Annotated in this window: 13 protein-coding genes; 4 read left to right on the top strand and 9 right to left on the bottom strand. The window is 71.4% G+C overall.

Features of this window, described 5'->3' with window-relative positions; genetic code table 11:
* Positions 1 to 7 precede the first annotated feature (7 nt).
* The 8 genes from ACZ4VA_RS18100 to ACZ4VA_RS18065 all read right to left on the bottom strand — a co-directional run bounded on the left by ACZ4VA_RS18100 (position 8) and on the right by ACZ4VA_RS18065 (position 10,344).
* Positions 8 to 724, bottom strand: coding sequence for an ABC transporter ATP-binding protein (locus tag ACZ4VA_RS18100; protein WP_355790608.1), 717 nt, complete (start codon positions 722 to 724; stop codon positions 8 to 10).
* Entirely contained in the window at positions 721 to 1,602 is an 882-nt protein-coding gene (locus ACZ4VA_RS18095; RefSeq protein ID WP_356169166.1) for an ABC transporter ATP-binding protein, read from the bottom strand. Before ACZ4VA_RS18095 ends, ACZ4VA_RS18100 begins: the two co-directional genes overlap by 4 nt.
* The gene (locus tag ACZ4VA_RS18090; RefSeq protein WP_355779238.1) at positions 1,599 to 3,389 is read right to left on the bottom strand and encodes a branched-chain amino acid ABC transporter permease; all 1,791 of its coding nucleotides are present in this window, start codon (positions 3,387 to 3,389) and stop codon (positions 1,599 to 1,601) included. Before ACZ4VA_RS18090 ends, ACZ4VA_RS18095 begins: the two co-directional genes overlap by 4 nt.
* 5 nt (positions 3,390 to 3,394) lie before the next feature.
* Entirely contained in the window at positions 3,395 to 4,327 is a 933-nt protein-coding gene (locus tag ACZ4VA_RS18085) for a branched-chain amino acid ABC transporter permease (protein ID WP_355779188.1), read from the bottom strand.
* Between the two features lie 200 nt (positions 4,328 to 4,527).
* Positions 4,528 to 5,751: a branched-chain amino acid ABC transporter substrate-binding protein gene (locus tag ACZ4VA_RS18080; protein WP_355779191.1), complete on the bottom strand. Its 1,224-nt coding sequence runs from the start codon at positions 5,749 to 5,751 to the stop codon at positions 4,528 to 4,530.
* Between the two features lie 740 nt (positions 5,752 to 6,491).
* Positions 6,492 to 7,382 (bottom strand): trypsin-like serine protease, encoded by an 891-nt coding sequence (locus tag ACZ4VA_RS18075; protein ID WP_356169171.1) that lies wholly within the window; start codon positions 7,380 to 7,382, stop codon positions 6,492 to 6,494.
* A gap of 132 nt (positions 7,383 to 7,514) precedes the next feature.
* Complete coding sequence (locus tag ACZ4VA_RS18070) at positions 7,515 to 8,003, bottom strand: PaaI family thioesterase (RefSeq protein WP_355795019.1); 489 nt, start codon at positions 8,001 to 8,003, stop codon at positions 7,515 to 7,517.
* A gap of 61 nt (positions 8,004 to 8,064) precedes the next feature.
* Complete coding sequence (locus ACZ4VA_RS18065) at positions 8,065 to 10,344, bottom strand: FdhF/YdeP family oxidoreductase (RefSeq protein ID WP_468081989.1); 2,280 nt, start codon at positions 10,342 to 10,344, stop codon at positions 8,065 to 8,067.
* A gap of 169 nt (positions 10,345 to 10,513) precedes the next feature.
* On the opposite strand from ACZ4VA_RS18065, the gene polA reads away from it, so the two are divergent.
* Both polA and ACZ4VA_RS18055 read left to right on the top strand, forming a co-directional pair.
* Positions 10,514 to 13,240 (top strand): DNA polymerase I, encoded by a 2,727-nt coding sequence (polA, locus tag ACZ4VA_RS18060; protein WP_356169177.1) that lies wholly within the window; start codon positions 10,514 to 10,516, stop codon positions 13,238 to 13,240.
* A gap of 768 nt (positions 13,241 to 14,008) precedes the next feature.
* Positions 14,009 to 14,260, top strand: a complete 252-nt coding sequence (locus tag ACZ4VA_RS18055) for a hypothetical protein (RefSeq protein WP_356169180.1) — start codon at positions 14,009 to 14,011, stop codon at positions 14,258 to 14,260.
* Between the two features lie 189 nt (positions 14,261 to 14,449).
* Here the strand turns inward: ACZ4VA_RS18055 and ACZ4VA_RS18050 are convergent, their stop codons facing one another.
* Positions 14,450 to 15,295, bottom strand: a complete 846-nt coding sequence (locus ACZ4VA_RS18050; protein WP_356169183.1) for a DUF4184 family protein — start codon at positions 15,293 to 15,295, stop codon at positions 14,450 to 14,452.
* Positions 15,296 to 15,567: 272 nt separating this feature from the next.
* Here ACZ4VA_RS18050 and ACZ4VA_RS18045 point away from each other — a divergent pair, with 272 nt between their 5' ends.
* Both ACZ4VA_RS18045 and ACZ4VA_RS18040 read left to right on the top strand, forming a co-directional pair.
* Entirely contained in the window at positions 15,568 to 17,256 is a 1,689-nt protein-coding gene (locus ACZ4VA_RS18045) for a lytic transglycosylase domain-containing protein (protein ID WP_468081986.1), read from the top strand.
* A 191-nt stretch (positions 17,257 to 17,447) separates the two neighbouring features.
* Positions 17,448 to 17,582 carry an SPW_0924 family protein gene (locus ACZ4VA_RS18040; RefSeq protein WP_355787852.1) on the top strand — a complete coding sequence of 45 codons (135 nt, stop codon included), beginning with the start codon at positions 17,448 to 17,450 and terminating at the stop codon, positions 17,580 to 17,582.
* The last annotated feature ends 12 nt before the right edge of the window (positions 17,583 to 17,594 follow it).

The following is a 17,594-nucleotide window of genomic DNA, read 5'->3' as shown; positions in this document are numbered from 1 at the left end:
CGGTGGGTCAGTCCTCGCCGAGGTAGGCCTTGCGGACGGACTCGTCGTGGAGGAGGTCCTGTCCGCTGCCGGAGAGGACGATGTTGCCGATTTCCATGACGTGTCCCTGGTCGGCGAGGGAGAGCGCCGCCTGGGCGTTCTGTTCGACGAGCAGGATGGTGGTGCCCTGGGCCTTGAGCTCGGTGATGGTCGCCATGATCTTCTGCATCATGATCGGCGAGAGGCCCATGGAGGGTTCGTCGAGCATGAGCAGCTTGGGCTGGGACATGAGGGCCCGGCCCATGGCGAGCATCTGCTGTTCACCGCCGGAGAGGGTGCCGGCGGCCTGCTTGCGGCGTTCCCCGAGGATGGGGAAGAGGTCGTAGGCGCGCTGGATGTCCTTTTCGATGCCTGCTTTGTCGGTGCGCAGGAAGGCGCCGAGTTGCAGGTTCTCGGTGATGGTGAGCCGGGGGAAGATGTGGCGTCCCTCGGGGGAGTGCGCGAGTCCGAGGGCGACGATCTTGTGGGCGGGAACGCCGTTGACGATCTTGCCGTCGAAGCGGATGACTCCGGAGGTCGGCTTGAGGAGCCCGGAGAGGGTGCGCAGGGTGGTGGTCTTGCCGGCGCCGTTGGTGCCGATGAGGGTGACGATCTGGCCGGCTTCGACGGAGAAGGAGATGCCCTTGACGGCTTCGATCTTGCCGTAGGCGACCTTGAGGTCTTCGACCTCGAGCAGTGCGGTCACTGGGCGCTTCCTTCCTTGCTGGTGGTGCTCTGCGCTCCGTGGGCCTCGGCGGCTTCGACTTCGGCGAGTTCGTCGGCGCCGGGGGCGCCTTCGAAGGGGGTGCCGAGGTAGGCCGCGACGACGCGTTCGTCGCCCTGGACCACGTCGGAGGTTCCTTCGACGAGTTTTTCGCCTTGGACGAGGCAGGCGACGCGGTCGCACAGGTTGAAGATGAAGCGCATGTCGTGCTCGATGACGAGGACGGCGATGCCCTTGTCCCGGATGGCGAAGACGAGTTCTTCGGTGGCCCGGGTCTCTTGGGGGTTCATGCCGGCGGTGGGCTCGTCGAGGAGGAGGAGTCCGGGGTCGCTGGCGAGGGCGCGGGCGATTTCGAGCTTGCGCTGTTCGCCGTAGGGGAGGTTGCGGGAGAGGTGGTCGGCCTTGTGGGCGAGGCCGATGAACTCCAGCAGTTCCATGGCGCGTTCGCGGCTGGCGGCTTCTGCCTTGCGGAAGCCGGGGCCGCGCAGGAGGGCGGACCAGAGCCCTTCCTTGGTGCGGGTGTGGCGGCCGACGAGCACGTTCTCCAGGACGGTCATGTTGGCGAAGAGCCGGATGTTCTGGAAGGTGCGGGCGATGCCGGCGCTGGTGACGAGGTGGGGCTTGGGGGGCAGGACGGTGCCCTTGTAGGCGACTTTGCCCTCGGTGGGGACGTAGAGGCCGGTGAGGCAGTTGAAGAAGGTGGTCTTGCCGGCGCCGTTGGGTCCGATGAGGCCGACGATCTCGCCGCTGTTGACGGTGAGGTCGACGCCGCGGACGGCGGTGAGGCCGCCGAAGCGCATGGTGACGCCGGTGGCTTCGAGGACGGGGCTGGTGGCCGTGGTGGTGGTCATGTGGGTCACGCCCCTGCCTTGGTGACGCCGACGGTGGTGTCGGGCAGGCTCTGTTCGGGGATGTCGAGTTGGCCGGTGTCGTGGAATTCGAGCTGCCGGCGGCGGTTGGCGATGATGCCTTCGGGGCGGAATCGCATGAGGATGACGAGGGCGATGCCGAAGGCGAAGAGCTGGTACTCCTTGAGGAAGCCGAGCTTCTCGGGGAGCAGGTAGAGCAGGGTGGCGCCGAGGATGGGTCCGTTGACGGTGCCCATGCCGCCGAGGACGACGGCGGCGAGGAGGAACGCCGAGTTCGGGGGGACGGATCCGGCGAACTGGTAGGGGGCGGGGTTGACGCTGTAGCCGACGTGGGCGCTGACGGTGCCGGCGAGGCCGGCGAGGCTGGCGCCGAGGGCGAAGGCGATGAGCTTGACGCGGAAGCCGTTGATGCCCATGGCGGTGGCGGCGGTCTCGTCTTCGCGGATGGCGATCCAGGAGCGGCCGATGCGGCTGTCGGCGGCGCGGTTGAAGACGACGACGACGATGCCGGTGATGACGAGCATCAGCAGGAAGTAGTTGGCGAAGCGGCCGAGGGTGATTCCGCCGATGGCGTGGGTGGCACCGAAGTTGAACCCGAAGATGTCGAGGTCGGGGATCATGGAGATGCCGTTGGGGCCGTTGGTGAGGTTGGGTCCGGAGGATCCGTCGAGGTTGTTGACGCCGATGCGGAAGATCTCTCCGAAGCCGAGGGTGACGATGGCGAGGTAGTCGCCGCGCAGTCGCAGGGTGGGGGCGCCGATGAGGACGCCGAAGACGAGCGACGCGGCCATTCCGGTGAGCATGGCGGCCCAGAAGGGGAACTGGACGCCGGAGAAGCGGGAGAACTCGCTGCCGGAGACGAGGGCTGCGGCGTAGGCGCCGACGCCGAGGAAGGCGACGTATCCGAGGTCGAGGAGTCCGGTGAGGCCGACGACGATGTTGAGGCCGAGGGCGACGGTGGCGACGACGAGGATGTTGACGCCGAGGTTGGCGTTGTGTTCGTCGCTTTCGACGAAGGGGAAGATCGCCGCGGCGAGGAAGGCCATGGAGGTGGCGAATCCCTTGTGGCGGGCGTTGAGTTCGGCGAAGCGGTCGAAGAGTCCGGCGGTGAGGAGTGCCCAGGCGCCGAGGACGACGAGGAACAGGTAGCCGATGAACGTTTCGCTGGCTTCGGGGTCGACGCCGATGCCGTAGGTGAAGACGATGAGGGCCACGGCGGTGGCGGCGGTGATGACGAGGCGTTCGCCCCAGGCGGGGAGGGGGGTGGCCGTGGGGAGGTGGTCGGGCTTGGTGACGTAGTCCTTGAAGGTGTCGCCCGGCTTGGGGAGGGCGAGGGTGCCGAGGACGGCGATCAGGGAGCCGATGGCGGCGATGTAGGCGCCGGGGTCGAGGGCGACGAGGCCCTTGAGGTCGACGGCGATCGCGATGGCGCTGAACCAGGCGACGGCGAACGCCGAGGCCGCGGCGAGGACGACGGGCTGGGTGGCGCCGGTGGGGTTGAGCCAGCGCAGGCCGCGGATGTCCCAGAGGGTGAGGGCGTAGACGACGGTGAGGAGGCCTGCGACGAGTGCGAGGACCTGGAGTCCGGCGGGGGAGCCGTAGTAGGTGAGGTCCCCGGGGAATTCGTCGGTGTAGGTCCAGGACATGAACGTGCTGGCGATGGTGGCGAGGGCGCCGACCAGGACGAGGGCGCGGGCCACGGTGGGCGGGAGCGCGATGAGGCCGCGGGCGGGGTCCGTCCGGGGGGTGGCCGCCGGGGTCTTCTCGGTGGTTGCCATGGTGCTCACGCCCTGTCCGCGACGCGTTCGCCGACTAGGCCTTGTGGCCTGAACAGCAGTACGAGGATGAGGAGTACGAAGGCCCAGACGGAGGACCAGCCGCCGCCGCCGAGCTGCTGCATGCCGGGGATGCCGTCGATGTAGGAGGTGGCCATGGTCTCGGCGAGGCCGAGGACGAGGCCGCCGATCATGGCGCCGTAGATGTTCCCGATGCCGCCGAGGACGGCCGCGGTGAAGGCCTTGAGGCCCATCTGGAAGCCCATGTCGTACTTGATCTGTCCGTAGCGCAGGCCGTAGGAGACGGCGGCTACGGCGGCGAAGAAGCCGCCGATGGCGAACGCGATCACGATGATGCGGTTGGTGTCGATGCCCATGAGCTGGGCGGTGTCCGGGTCCTGTGCGGTGGCCTGCATGGCGCGGCCGGTGCGGGAGAGGCGGACGAAGAGGGCGAGGGCGGCCATGCAGAGGGGGGCGGCGATGATGACGAAGGCCGCGCCGCTCTGGATGCGGATGTCGCCGATGTGCCAGGGACCGAAGTCGAGCTGGGGGAAGGTGCGGTCGGTCTTGGCGTCGGGGTACCAGTTGAAGACGGCCTGCTGGAGGGCGAGGGAGAGGCCGATGGCGGTGATGAGGGGTGCGAGGCGTGGTGCGCCGCGCAGTGGTCGGTAGGCGAAGCGTTCGGCTCCGACGGCGATGAGGACGGAGACGAGTCCGCCGCCTATGAGCATCGCCGGCAGGGCTATCCACATGGATGTGCCGTTGGGCAGGACGTACAGGTAGACCGAGAGTGCGCCGAAGCCTCCGGTCATGAAGATCTCGCCGTGGGCGAAGTTGATGAGCTGGACGATGCCGTACACCATCGTGTAGCCGATGGCGATCAGCCCGTACATCGAGCCGAGGAACAGCCCGTTGGCCAGCTGCTGCGGCAGGGTGTTCACCGCATGGCCTCCATGTGGGTGGGGAGAGTTGAGCAGGGCGTATGAAACGGGCCGCGCGGTGACGTGTGGTCAGTGGCCGCGCGGCCCTGTGGTGGTGCTGAGGGCCTGTCGTCCGGATCAGGCCGGTGTCGCGGGTGCCGGGACGAACCGTCGGTCGCGGCTGGACTGATCCGGACTACAGGCCCTGGCGGCGGTGTGGATCAGCCGTTGAAGGTGCCGCTCTTGACGGCCTTCCACTTGCCGTCGACGACCTGGTAGACGGTGAGCTGCTTGTTGGTGGTGTCGCCGTACTCGTCGAAGGAGACGGGGCCGGCGATGCCGTCGAACTTGGTCTTCTGGACTTCCTCGACGACCTTGGCGCGGGCGTCGGAGGGGACCTTGCCGTCCTTCACGACGTTGCCGATCGCCTTGATGATGGCGGTGGCGGCGTCGTAGGAGTAGCCGCCGTAGGTGCCGTAGTCGCCCTTGAGGCCGGAGGCCTTGTACTTCTTGATGAAGTCGGCGGCGGAGGGCAGGGTGTCGACGGGCTGGCCGACGGAGGTGACGAGGTCGCCTTCGGAGGTCTTGCCGGCGGTCTCGATGTAGGTCGGGGTGAACATGCCGTCACCGCCGAAGAGCGGGACCTTGGCGCCGGCGTCCTTGAGCTGCTTGGTGAGCTTCTCGGACTCGTCGTACTGGCCGCCGTAGTAGACGAGGTCGGCCTTGGAGTTCTTGATCTTGGTGACGAGGGCCGAGAAGTCGGTGTCGCCGGTGTTGACGTGGTCCTCGCCGGCGACCTTGCCGCCGGCCTTGGTGAAGCCGGCCTTGAAGAGCTTGGCGAGGCCGGCGCCGTAGGTCTGCTTGTCGTCGACGACGAAGACCTTGCGCTTCTTCAGGGTGGTGTAGGCGTAGTCGGCCGCGAAGCCGCCCTGCAGGGCGTCGGTGGTGGCGGTGCGGAAGTACGTCTTGAAGGGACGCGCCTTCTTCGTCTGCCAGTTCTTGCCCTGGGTGAGCTCGGGGGCGGTGTTCGAGGGGGAGATCTCGACCAGGTTGGCGGTGGCGAACACCTGCTGCATCTGGGTGGCGACGCCGGAGTTCAGCGGGCCGACGACGCCGAGGACCTTGTCGTTGCCGACGAGCTGGGTGGCGTTGGTCTGGCCCTGGGCGGGGATCGCCTTGTCGTCGAGGGCGACGACCTTGAATTTCACGCCGGGGACGAGGTTCTTCTTGTTGGCGTCGTCGACGGCGATCTGGACGCCGCCCTTGATGCCGAGGCCCGTGGCGGAGTTCTGGCCGGTCAGCGGCGCGTCGACGCCGATGATGACCTCGGTCTTCTTGCCGCTGTTGTCACCGCCCTTGTCGTCGTCGCGCGAACCGCAGGCGGTCAGCGTGAGTGCTCCCGTGGTGAGCACGGAGGTGAGTATGACCAAAGAACGGTGTCGCACGTTTAATCCTCTCCCTGGCGCAGCAGCTCTATTGAGCTGCCGTGTGTCTCGCCGGGCCGTACTGGGGTGGTACAGGTGCCGTGCTGCAGACGCGCCCGGCGGCGCGGTGACTGGCCGTGACTCTAAGCCCGTCTGTGGGCGGCGGCATCGCCGTGGGCTGGCTTGTGACTTTCTTGTTATGACGTGCTGGTGGGGGAACTTCTCGGACGGGGGCTCTCGGACGGTTTGGCGGAAAAGCTCCGGAGTCCACATTTTGAGAATCCGCACTTCCGGTTGCGCGTGGGCGTGGGCGGCGCCGGGCGGGGTGGCGGGCGGTCCGGAGGGGCCTTGGGAGGTGGTGGGAGCGCTGCCCGGGGAGGCCGGAACTGTGATGTTGTATTGCGTCCGTGTTACGCAGCGTTACGGCGGGCCGGGGCTGTTCGGGCTCGGGGAGCGGCCTGGGTGGGGGTCGGCGAGGTGGTGTGGCGGGTATTCCCGGGATGGGCGGTGTCCGTGGTGCGAGGTGCGCGGTTCCGGGTGGTGCCGTCTGGACTCGCCGCAGGGAACCGGGGTCGGCCCTCCCGGGCGCCCTCGTCAACTCGGTTCCGGAGAAGCCTCGTTGATGCTGATCCAGGCGCTCGCGGCGTGGCCGGCGGCGCCGACTCGCCCTGGACGCGGGGGAGTCGGCGCCGGTGACGCCGCGGTGGGGCCCGGTGGCGCAGGCGCGGGCCGCCGCCGTGCCGGGCCGGTGTGCCGTTCGGCTACGGCAGTTTCACGAAGGGCGCGAGGAAGGCGCGGGCTCCGGGGGTGTCGAGGCGGTAGGCGACGTTGGTGGCGTAGCACGGTGTGTCGCCGGTGATGGTGGTGGCGGCGAGGACGCGCCGGCCGCCGAGCACGGCGAAGTTCGGGCCGCCCGAATCGCCGTAGCAGGCACCGCCGTTGCCCTGGGGGGCGGTCATCGCGAGGCGTACCCAGGCGTTGTTGAGGGCGTCGAAGGAGACGGGTGCCTTCATGCGGACGCCGCCGCCGGGGTGGGTCTGGCCGCCGGGGCCGTTGAGGGCTTCCTGGGTGCCGTATCCGGCGACGGTCCAGGAGGTGGTGTTCAGTCCCCGCGGGCCGAGGGCGCCGAGCTGTCCGGCGGTGGGGAGGGCGGCGGGGGTGAAGGTCCAGCGGGCCCGGAGCCGGTCGGCGGGCAGTTCGACGACGGAGATGTCGTGGGTGTCGGAGGCGGGGCCCGGGTACGCGGGGTGGGTGTGGGCGGTGCCTTCGACGGCGACGGCTTCGGCCTGGGCGGTGGGGTCGCCGGGGTGGGCCTTCGCGGCGGCGTCGAGTCCGGCCTGGACGTCCTGGTCGAGGGAGACGTAGAAGCGGACGTCGTCGGGCCAGTCGGTGGTGCAGTGCGCCGCGGTCAGGAAGGTGCCCGAGTCGATCATGGTGCCGGAGCAGACCCAGTCGACGCGGTCGGGGGTGGCGGGGTCGTCGTCGTTGTCCCAGGTGGCGACGAGGGCGCCGACTTCGGTGCGCTCGGGTGCGGGGGTCGCGTTGTAGGAGTTGATCGCGGAGGAGGGCAGCGCGGTGGCGAGGACGGCGGCGCAGGCGGCCGCGGTGACGGCACTGGCGCGGGCCATGGTGGTGGCGCGTACGGCGGTCAAGAGAACCCCTTTTTGGGCTGGGTGGGACGGGTGTTCTCCTGCGGGGGGTGATCAGCGCACAGTGAAGCGTGTGGGGCGGGTCGCGGCAAGGGTGCCGTCCCGCCCCGGTCGTCCTCGCGGGGTGCGCTGGGGTCAGCGGGCGGCGCGGACCTGCTCGGCGTCGCCGGGGCGGGCGTCGCGGAGCATGCAGGTGAGGCGGGCGGTGCAGACGCGCTTGCCGTCCTCGCCGGTGATGACGATCTCGTACGTCGCCGTGGAGCGGCCCTGGTGCACGGGGGTGGCCACGCCGGTGACGAGGCCGGAGCGGGCGCCGCGGTGGTGGGTGCAGTTGAGGTCGACGCCGACGGCGATCTTGGAGCTGCCGCCGTGGAGCATGGCGCCGACGGAGCCGAGGGTCTCGGCGAGGACGGCGGAGGCGCCGCCGTGGAGGAGGCCGTAGGGCTGGGTGTTGCCCTCGACGGGCATGGTGCCGACGACGCGGTCCGCGGAGGCTTCGAGGATCTGGACGCCCATGCGGGTGCCGAGGTGGCCCGCGGAGAAGAGCGCGGGCAGGTCGACACCGAGGGAGGCGTACTCGTCGACGACCTCTTGCGGGAACTTCACGCTGTGCTGCTCGCCCATCGGGCCGGGCTCCGTTCGTCGTGGATCACTTCGTCGTGGATCACTGTCGCTGAGCAAACGCTCAGTCGGTTGCCGATTGTTCCAGACGGACGACGACGGATTTGCTCGCCGGGGTGTTGCTGGTGTCGGCGGTCGCGTCGAGCGGGACGAGGACGTTGGTCTCGGGGTAGTACGCGGCGGCGCAGCCCCGGGCGGTCGGGTAGTGGACGACGCGGAAGCCGGGGGCGCGGCGTTCGACGCCGTCGCGCCACTCGCCGACGAGGTCGACGTAGGAGCCGTCGGCGACGCCGAGGGCGTGGGCGTCCTCGGGGTTGACGAGGACGACGCGGCGGCCGTTCCTGATGCCGCGGTAGCGGTCGTCGAGGCCGTAGATCGTGGTGTTGTACTGGTCGTGGGAGCGCAGGGTCTGCAGCAGGAGGCGGCCCTCGGGCAGCTCCGGGTGCTCGACGGGCGCCGCGGTGAAGTTGGCCTTGCCGGTGGCGGTGGGGAAGCGGCGTTCGTCGCGCGGGGCGTGGGGCAGGGCGAAGCCGGCGGGGTCGGCCACGCGCGCGTTGAAGTCGGTGAAGCCGGGGACCACGCGGGCGATGCGGTCGCGGATCGTCGCGTAGTCCTTCTCGAACTCCTCCCAGGGGGTCCGGCTGGCCTCGCCGAGGACGCGGCGGGCGAGGCGGCACACGATGGCCGGCTCGGACAGCAGGTGCCGGCTCGCGGGCTCCAGGCGGCCGCGCGAGGCGTGCACCATGCCCATGGAGTCCTCGACGGTCACGAACTGCTCGCCACCGCCTTGGAGGTCGCGCTCGGTGCGGCCGAGGGTGGGCAGGATCAGGGCGCGGACGCCGGTGACCACGTGGGAGCGGTTGAGCTTGGTCGACACGTGGACGGTGAGGCGGGCGCGGCGCATGGCCGCCTCGGTGACGTCGGTGTCGGGTGAGGCGGAGACGAAGTTGCCGCCCATCGCGAAGAACACCTTCGCCTCGCCGTCGCGCAGGGCGCGGATGGCCCGTACGACGTCGTAGCCGTGCTCGCGGGGCGGGGCGAAGCCGAACTCCTTCTCCAGCGCGTCGAGGAACGCCGGGGCGGGCCGTTCGAAGATGCCCATCGTGCGGTCGCCCTGCACGTTGGAGTGGCCGCGCACGGGGCAGACGCCCGCGCCGGGGCGGCCGATGTCGCCGCGCAGCAGCAGGAAGTTGACGACCTCGCGGATGGTGGGCACGGCGTGCTTGTGCTGGGTGAGGCCCATGGCCCAGCAGACGATGGTGCGCCGGGAGGCGAGGACCATCTCCAGTGCCTCGTCGATGTCCGCGCGCGTGAGGCCGGTCGCGGTGAGGGTGTCGTCCCAGTCGGCGGCGCGGGCGGCCTCGGCGAACTCCTCGTAGCCGTGGGTGTGTTCGCGGACGAAGTCCTCGTCGACGGCTCCCTCGGTCTCCAGGATCAGCTTGTTCAGGAGGCGGAAGAGTGCCTGGTCGCCGCCGAGGCGGATCTGGAGGAACAGGTCGGTGAGGGCGGCGCCCTTGATCATGCCCTGGGGGGTCTGCGGGTTCTTGAACCTCTCCAGGCCGGCCTCGGGCAGCGGGTTGACCGTGATGATCTTCGCGCCGTTCGCCTTGGCCTTCTCCAGCGCGGACAGCATGCGGGGGTGGTTCGTGCCCGGGTTCTGGCCGGCGACGATGATCAGGTCGGCCCGGTACAGGTCGTCGAGCAGGACGCTGCCCTTGCCGACGCCGAGGGTCTCGGTCAGCGCCGAGCCGGACGACTCGTGGCACATGTTCGAGCAGTCCGGCAGGTTGTTCGTGCCGAGCTCGCGGGCGAACAGCTGGTAGAGGAACGCGGCCTCGTTGCTGGTGCGGCCCGAGGTGTAGAAGACGGCCTCGTCGGGGGAGTCGAGCGCGGTGATCTCCTCCGCGACGATGTCGAAGGCCCGCTCCCAGGACACCGGCTCGTAGCGGTCGGCGCCCTCCGGCAGGTACATGGGGTGGGTGAGGCGGCCCTGCTGGCCCAGCCAGTAGCCGCTGCGGCCGGCGAGGTCGGAGACCGGGTGCGCGGCGAAGAAGTCGGGGGTGACCCGGCGCAGCGTGGCCTCCTCGGCGACCGCCTTCGCGCCGTTCTCGCAGAACTCGGCGGTGTGCCGGTGCTCCGGTTCGGGCCAGGCGCAGCCCGGGCAGTCGAAGCCGTCCTTCTGGTTGACCCGCAGGAGGGTGAGGGCGGTGCGGCGCACACCCATCTGCTGCTGGGCCATGCGCAGGGTGTGCCCGATGGCGGGCAGCCCGGCGGCCGCGTGCTTCGGCTCGGCGACCTGCGGCGCGTCCTGGACCGGATCGCCCTTGGGCGGCTTGCTGGCCATCGTCTCGACCCCTTCGCGTGCACGCGTGCGCTGTCTTCGTCCCCGCTCGGTCCGGGGGCCCGGTGGCCGGGTCCTCGCACGGGTCCGATCCTCGCACGCGCCGCCCGCGGTGCCGGTGCCCGGGCCCGGACGGCTCTCGCTGTCAGTGGGGCGTGGCAGGATCGGGGGCGTGGCAGAAACAGCATCGAAGAAGACCGAGCAGACCTCCGGCACGGGCCGTCCGCGGCTGATGCTCATGGACGGGCACTCGCTGGCCTACCGCGCGTTCTTCGCGCTCCCCGCGGAGAACTTCACGACCGCGACGGGCCAGCCGACGAACGCGATCTACGGCTTCGCGTCGATGCTGGCGAACACGCTGCGCGACGAGGCGCCCACGCACTTCGCGGTGGCGTTCGACGTGTCCCGCAAGACGTGGCGGTCCGAGGAGTTCACCGAGTACAAGGCGAACCGCTCGAAGACCCCCGACGAGTTCAAGGGCCAGGTCGAGCTGATCGGCGAGCTGCTCGACGCGATGCACGCGGAGCGGTTCGCCGTGGAGGGCTTCGAGGCGGACGACGTGATCGCCACGCTCGCCACGCAGGCCGAGGCCGCCGGGTTCGACGTGCTGATCGTCACCGGCGACCGCGACTCCTTCCAGCTGGTCTCCGAGCACACCACCGTGCTCTACCCGACCAAGGGCGTCTCCGAGCTGACCCGCTTCACCCCGGAGAAGGTCTTCGAGAAGTACGGGCTGACGCCGGCGCAGTACCCCGACTTCGCGGCGCTGCGCGGCGACCCGTCCGACAACCTCCCGGGCATCCCGGGCGTCGGCGAGAAGACCGCCGCGAAGTGGATCAACCAGTTCGGTTCGTTCGCGGAGCTGGTCGAGCGTGTCGACGAGGTCAAGGGCAAGGCCGGGCAGAACCTCCGTGACCACCTGGAGTCGGTGAAGCTGAACCGCCGGCTCACCGAACTGGAGCGCAACGTCGAGCTGCCGCGCACCGTCACCGACCTGGAGCGCGCGCCGTACGACCGCAAGACCGTCGCGATGGTCCTGGACACCCTGGAGATCAGGAACCCCTCGCTGCGCGAGCGGCTGTTCGCCGTCGACCCGGGGGCGGCGGAGGAGGAGGCAGCCCAGCCGGCCGCGCCCGGCGTGGAGCTGGACGGCGCGGTGCTGGGCGCGGGCGAGCTCGCTCCGTGGCTCGCCGAGCACGGCGAGGCCCCCCTGGGCCTGGCCACCGTCGACGCGTGGGGGCTGGGCACCGGCTCGGTGGCCGAGGTCGCGCTCGCCGCGGCGGACGGCAAGGCCGCCTGGTTCGACCCCTCGCAGCTGGACGAGGCGGACGAGAACGCGTTCGCGGGCTGGCTCGCCGACGCCGCCCGGCCGAAGGTCCTGCACAACGCGAAGGGCGTGATGCGCGTCTTCGCCGAGCACGGCTGGACCGTCGAGGGCGTCACCATGGACACCGCGCTCGCCGCGTACCTGGTGAAGCCGGGCCGCCGCTCGTTCGCCCTGGACGCGCTGACGCTGGAGTACCTGAACCGCGAGCTGGAGCCCGCCGCCGCGGCCGACGGGCAGCTCGCCTTCGGCGCGGACGACCAGGCCGAGGCCGAGGCACTGATGGTGCAGGCCCGCGCGATCCTCGACCTGGGCGGGGCGTTCGGCGAGAAGCTGACGGAGGTCGGCGCGGCCGACCTGCTGCGCGACATGGAGCTGCCGACGTCCGCGCTGCTGGCCCGCATGGAGCGGCACGGCATCGCCGCCGACCGGGCGCACCTGGAGGCCATGGAACAGATGTTCGCGGGCGCCGTGCAGCAGGCCGTGAAGGAGGCGCACGCCTCCGTGGGCCACGAGTTCAACCTCGGCTCGCCCAAGCAGCTCCAGGAGGTCCTCTTCGGCGAGCTGGGCCTGCCGAAGACGAAGAAGACCAAGACGGGCTACACGACGGACGCCGACGCGCTGGCCTGGCTGGCCGCGCAGACCGACCACGAACTGCCGGTGATCATGCTCCGGCACCGTGAGCAGGCCAAGCTGCGCGTGACCGTCGAGGGCCTGATCAAGACGATCGGCGCGGACGGCCGCATCCACACCACGTTCAACCAGACGGTGGCCGCGACCGGCCGCCTGTCCTCCACGGACCCGAACCTGCAGAACATCCCGGTCCGCACCGACGAGGGCCGCGCGATCCGCCGCGGCTTCGTGGTCGGCGAGGGCTTCGAGTCCCTCATGACCGCCGACTACAGCCAGATCGAGCTGCGGGTGATGGCGCACCTCTCCGAGGACGAGGGACTGCTCCAGGCGTTCACGTCCGGCGAGGACCTGCACACCACGGTCGCCTCCCAGGTGTTCTCCGTGGAGCGCTCCGCGGTCGACGCGGAGATGCGCCGCAAGATCAAGGCCATGTCGTACGGGCTCGCCTACGGGCTGTCGGCGTTCGGCCTCTCCCAGCAGCTGAACATCGACGCCGGCGAGGCGCGCGGCCTGATGGACACGTACTTCGAGCGCTTCGGCGGCGTACGCGACTATCTGCGCCGCGCGGTCGACGAGGCCCGCGCCACGGGCTACACGGCGACGCTCTTCGGACGCCGCCGCTACCTGCCCGACCTCAACAGCGACAACCGGCAGCGCCGCGAGGCCGCCGAGCGCATGGCGCTGAACGCGCCGATCCAGGGCACGGCCGCCGACATCGTCAAGATCGCGATGCTCAACGTGGACCGGGCGCTGCGCGAGGCGGGCCTCAAGTCCCGCATGCTGCTCCAGGTGCACGACGAAATCGTCCTGGAGATCGCGCCCGGCGAGCGCGCCCAGGCCGAGGAACTGGTCCGCCGCGAGATGGCGGGCGCGGTCCGGCTACGAGCACCGCTCGACGTGTCGGTCGGCTCCGGCGCGGACTGGGAGTCGGCGGCACATTAGCCCCGGAGCCCCGGGGCACGTGCGTTCCGGGGCGACGGGGGGTCCGACGGGGGCCGAGTCACCGGGGCTGGCGGGGCGGCGTCACCCGGGTCGGGGAGGCGGGGGCGCCCGGCCCGGCGGCGCAGGGTCACCCGGGCCGGGGAGGCGGCGTTGCTCGGGCCCGGCGGCACGAGGGCACTCGGGTCGGGTAGTCAGGAGCGCTTCGGCCTGGTGGCGCGGAGTCACCCTGGCCAACGGGGCAGCGTCACCCCGCCGGGGAGGCAGCGGTGCCCGGCCCCTCGGCGCGATGTCACCGGGGTCTGGCGGTGCGGAGTCACCCGGGACGGGGAGGCAGCGGCGCTCGGCCCGGGGCGCAGGGTCACCCCTGTCGGCGGGGTGACGTGGGGCCTGCCTCGGTTGGGGTGGGTCACCCGCCCGGCCCTCGCGAGAGCGCCCTCGGGCTGCCGGGGCCGTAAGGATGCGGGCATGGGTATACGCATGCTCCCGCGTCGGACGGCGACAGCCGGCCCCCTTCTCTCGGCGGTCGCCCTCGGGGCGGGACTGCTCGCACCGGCCCCGGCCTTCGCGGCCGGGGCCAGCACCGCCCGGCTACGCACCCCTCGCCGCGAGACGTCCAGACGCCGCCCGCTTCGTGATCGCGCCGCCCGCTCGCACCCGCGGCTGCGCGGGGCGGGGGAGAGGATCCGACGCCGTGCCCGGTCCCGAGGGACACGCGCCGGCCGCACGGACGCGATCTGCGTCGCGGCGGGCCACAGACGGGAGGACGAGGTGAGGACCCTCGTCGAGGTGCTGACCGGGACGGCGGTCGCCGAGCGGTGCCGGGCCCTGCGTCGCGACCTCCCCCGGCCATGGCGGGCCTCGCCGCGCGCCCCGCTCGCGAAACCGGGACGCCGCGCCGCACGCCACGCGTGGACCGGCCTGGGGCGCACCTACCTGGGCCGCGTCCTGGTCCGCGCCGCCACGGCGACCGCGGTCGTGGCCCGGGGAGACGCACGGCGCAGGCGCAGGTGCGTGCCGTAGGCCGGGGACGGGCGCCTAGCGCGGCGCAGAGCCCACCCGGCTGCCCGAGCCCGGGCGGAACCCGGAACCCGGCTAGACCCGGAACCCCCGGCCCGGACCCGGAACCCCGGGCGGAACCTGAAGCCCCCGGCGGAACCCGGAACCCCCAGGCCGGACTCAAAACCGCCGCCGGGCCCCCGTACCCCCTCCTCAGCGGGACGTCCGGGTCGGTTCCGTGGGGGATTCCGTGGGGCGGGGTGGGGCCGGGCGGCGCAGGCGGACTCCGGCGCCGTAGACGGCGAGCCCCAGCACCAGCCCCGCACCGGCGCCGAAGCACACCGTCGGGATCAGCTCCCAGAGCTCCGCGTCCGACCCCCAGTACGCCCACCACCGCGACGCACGCTGCACCGCCCCCACGAGGGCGCAGGCCGCGAGCACCGCGACCGCCAGCCATCGGTCCGCCCGGGACAGCACCGGAACGCCCACCGGCTCGCCGGGGACACCCCGCCGCGACGCGACGACGACGAAGGCGAGGATCACGACGGCCGCCACCGCGGAACCGCCGTACTGCAGGTACCAGTACAGCGGGGACCCGGCGATCTCCCGGCCCAGGACGGGAAACACCCGCATCCCCCACCGGTCGAGGTGCGTGAACGCGTCCCACACGACGTGGGTCAGCGCGCCGAGCGCGGCGGAGACGTACCAGCGCAGCAACAGGGAGGGACGCGGACGCGCGCGCGGCGTCCCGCAGTGCAGCAGCGCCGCCGTGCGCGCCTGCCGGGTCCGCGGCAGCAGCGCCACCAGCGGTTCGCGCAGGAACAGCCACAGGCCCACGAGGGCCCAGGCGATGAGCACGTCGACGGTGAAGACGCCGGTGAAGGAGTGCGTGACGTCGCCGAACTCCATCGCACCCGACAGGACACTCGCCGCGTAATAGGTCATGTCGGGAGCGAACGAACCGGCGACGAGGACCGCGGGCACCAGCCTGCCGCGACCGGTCCCGTCACCGCGTACCGCGGGCAGCACGGCCGCCGCGTGGCTGAGAGTGAAAGGCAAGTCGTCCCCCTGCGCCTGGCGTTGGGCGCCCGTCGCGGCGCCCGGTGATCGCTGGCCCCAGTATGAGGGAACCATGAGAATGTCCCGCCAGACCGCCCGCGGGGTGCCTGTGAGCACCGGGTATATGGCCAACCGGTGAAAACCGGGCGTGAACGGGTCCCGGCGCGACGGAAGTTGTCGTAGGGTCACCTGCGTCACCGTGCTGGGGAGCACGGCAGGGAACGGGAAGAGCGCGCGAAGCGCGAGGGTCGGCCACGGGAGGGGTTCACTCAATGGCGGCGCATTTCGGCAGGCTGCGCAAGGGAGCGGCGACGACCGCCGTGGCGGCGGCCGCGGTGGCGGCACTGTCCGCCTCCCAGGCTCCGGGAGTGACCGCTGACGACCCCGGCAGACAGGCGACGGGCTCCGAGGCTTCGGCCGACGGCACCGGCGGCGGCACCGCGACCGGCAACTCGCCCTACTACAAGGACCTCCCGCCGCTCAACAGCCCCACCGCCAAGCCCTCCCCCGACACCGGGGGCGGCACGGGGACGGACTCGGAGTCGGGCATCCCCGCGACCGTCCTCGACGCCTACAAGAAGGCCGAGGCGTCCCTGCGGAAGTCCAAGCCGGGCTGCAACCTGCCCTGGCAACTCCTCGCCGCCATCGGCAAGGTCGAGTCCGGGCAGGCCCGCGGCGGCCGCCTCGACGCGAGCGGCACCACGTACTCGCCGATCCTCGGCCCGGTCCTCAACGGCCAGGGCTTCGCGAACATCTCGGACACCGACAACGGCGCGTACGACGGCGACACCCGCCACGACCGCGCGGTCGGGCCGATGCAGTTCATCCCGTCCACGTGGGAGTGGGCGGGCCGCGACGGCAACGGCGACGGCGTCAGGAACCCGAACAACATCTACGACGCGGCCCTGGCCGCCGGCCACTACCTGTGCCGCTTCGACCACGACATGTCGGTCCAGTCGGAGATGAACGCCTCGATCCTCAGCTACAACAACTCCTCGGAGTACCTCCACACCGTCCTGTCGTGGCTGGACTCCTACCGCAAGGGCACGCACGAGGTCCCGGACGGCACGGGCCCGCTGCCCGAGCACCGCAGCGACGACCCCTCCCTCCCGGTGGTCCCGACGGCTCCGCTCACCCCGCATCCCGACCCGAAGCCGGACAAGCCCGGCACGGACCCGTCGTCGCCCGCGAAGCCGCCGACGACGCCCAGCAAGCCGCCGACCACCCCGGGCACCCCCAGCACCCCGCCCAGCACGCCCGCCACGCCCACCGACACGGTGGACCACCTGGAGGACGCGGGCACCGGCAAGCTCACCGCGACGGCCGGCGACACCTTCGCCAAGAGGATCAGCACGCGCGCCGAGACCAAGTCGGGCTCGGCGGTGGCGAAGGTCCGGGTGCGGTTCACCATCGTCGGCGACACGGACGCCACCTTCACCGGCGGTGAGAGCGTCGCCACGGTCGTCACCGACAGCGCGGGCAAGGCCACCGCGCCCGCGCTCGTCGCCGGCGAGAAGACGGGCGACTTCACCGTCCGCACCGCCGTCGTGGGCCGCTCGGTGACCGGTGTCGACTACCGGGCGACCGTCACCGCCCGCCAGGCCGACGCCCTCGCCCGCACCGCGGACACCGCGCTGACCTGCGTGCCGGGCGGCGAGTTCGCGGACCAGGTCGAGGTGAAGGCCACGTACAAGGGCGCCGTCGCGAAGGGCGTCGAGGCCACCGCCACGCTCGTCACGTCCGCCGAGGACGCCACCGCCAACGACAAGGGCCCCTACTTCAAGGACGCGGACGGCAAGACCGTGCGCACCCTCGCCGGCCTCAAGACGGACGCGAACGGCCTCCTCAAGCTGCCGAAGCTGTACGCGGACGACACGGCCGGCACCTTCCTGCTCCGCGTCACCACCACGGGCGGCGCGACGCTGACCGTGGAGCTGAAGGTGGCCGCCGCGGCCTCCTGACGGCCGCCCGGCACACCTTCCCCGCACGGCTCGTACGGCGGCGCCCCTCCGGTCAGCTCCGGAGGGGCGCCGCCGTCTGTGCGCGACGTGTTCTCATCTCGCCCCGCCGTTGCTACGGTGCCCGACCTGACGAAGTATCAGTTCCCGTTCCCCGCAACGGTTCGGGACGCCCGTCGGCCGGGAGGTCCCGCATGCGTGCCCTGATCGCCGCCGCGACCGGACTGGCCGTCGCGCTCGCCCTGGTCCTCACGGTCACGGCCCTGGGCTCGCCGTCCGGCACGACCTCGCCGAAACCGCTGCTCACCACCGTCCCCGAGCACCCGTAGACGTCCCCGACG

Source organism: Streptomyces sp. NPDC028308 (genome assembly GCF_055565855.1).
Note: the sequence above shows the minus strand (reverse complement) of the source record. Positions and strands in the feature narration are given on the sequence as shown.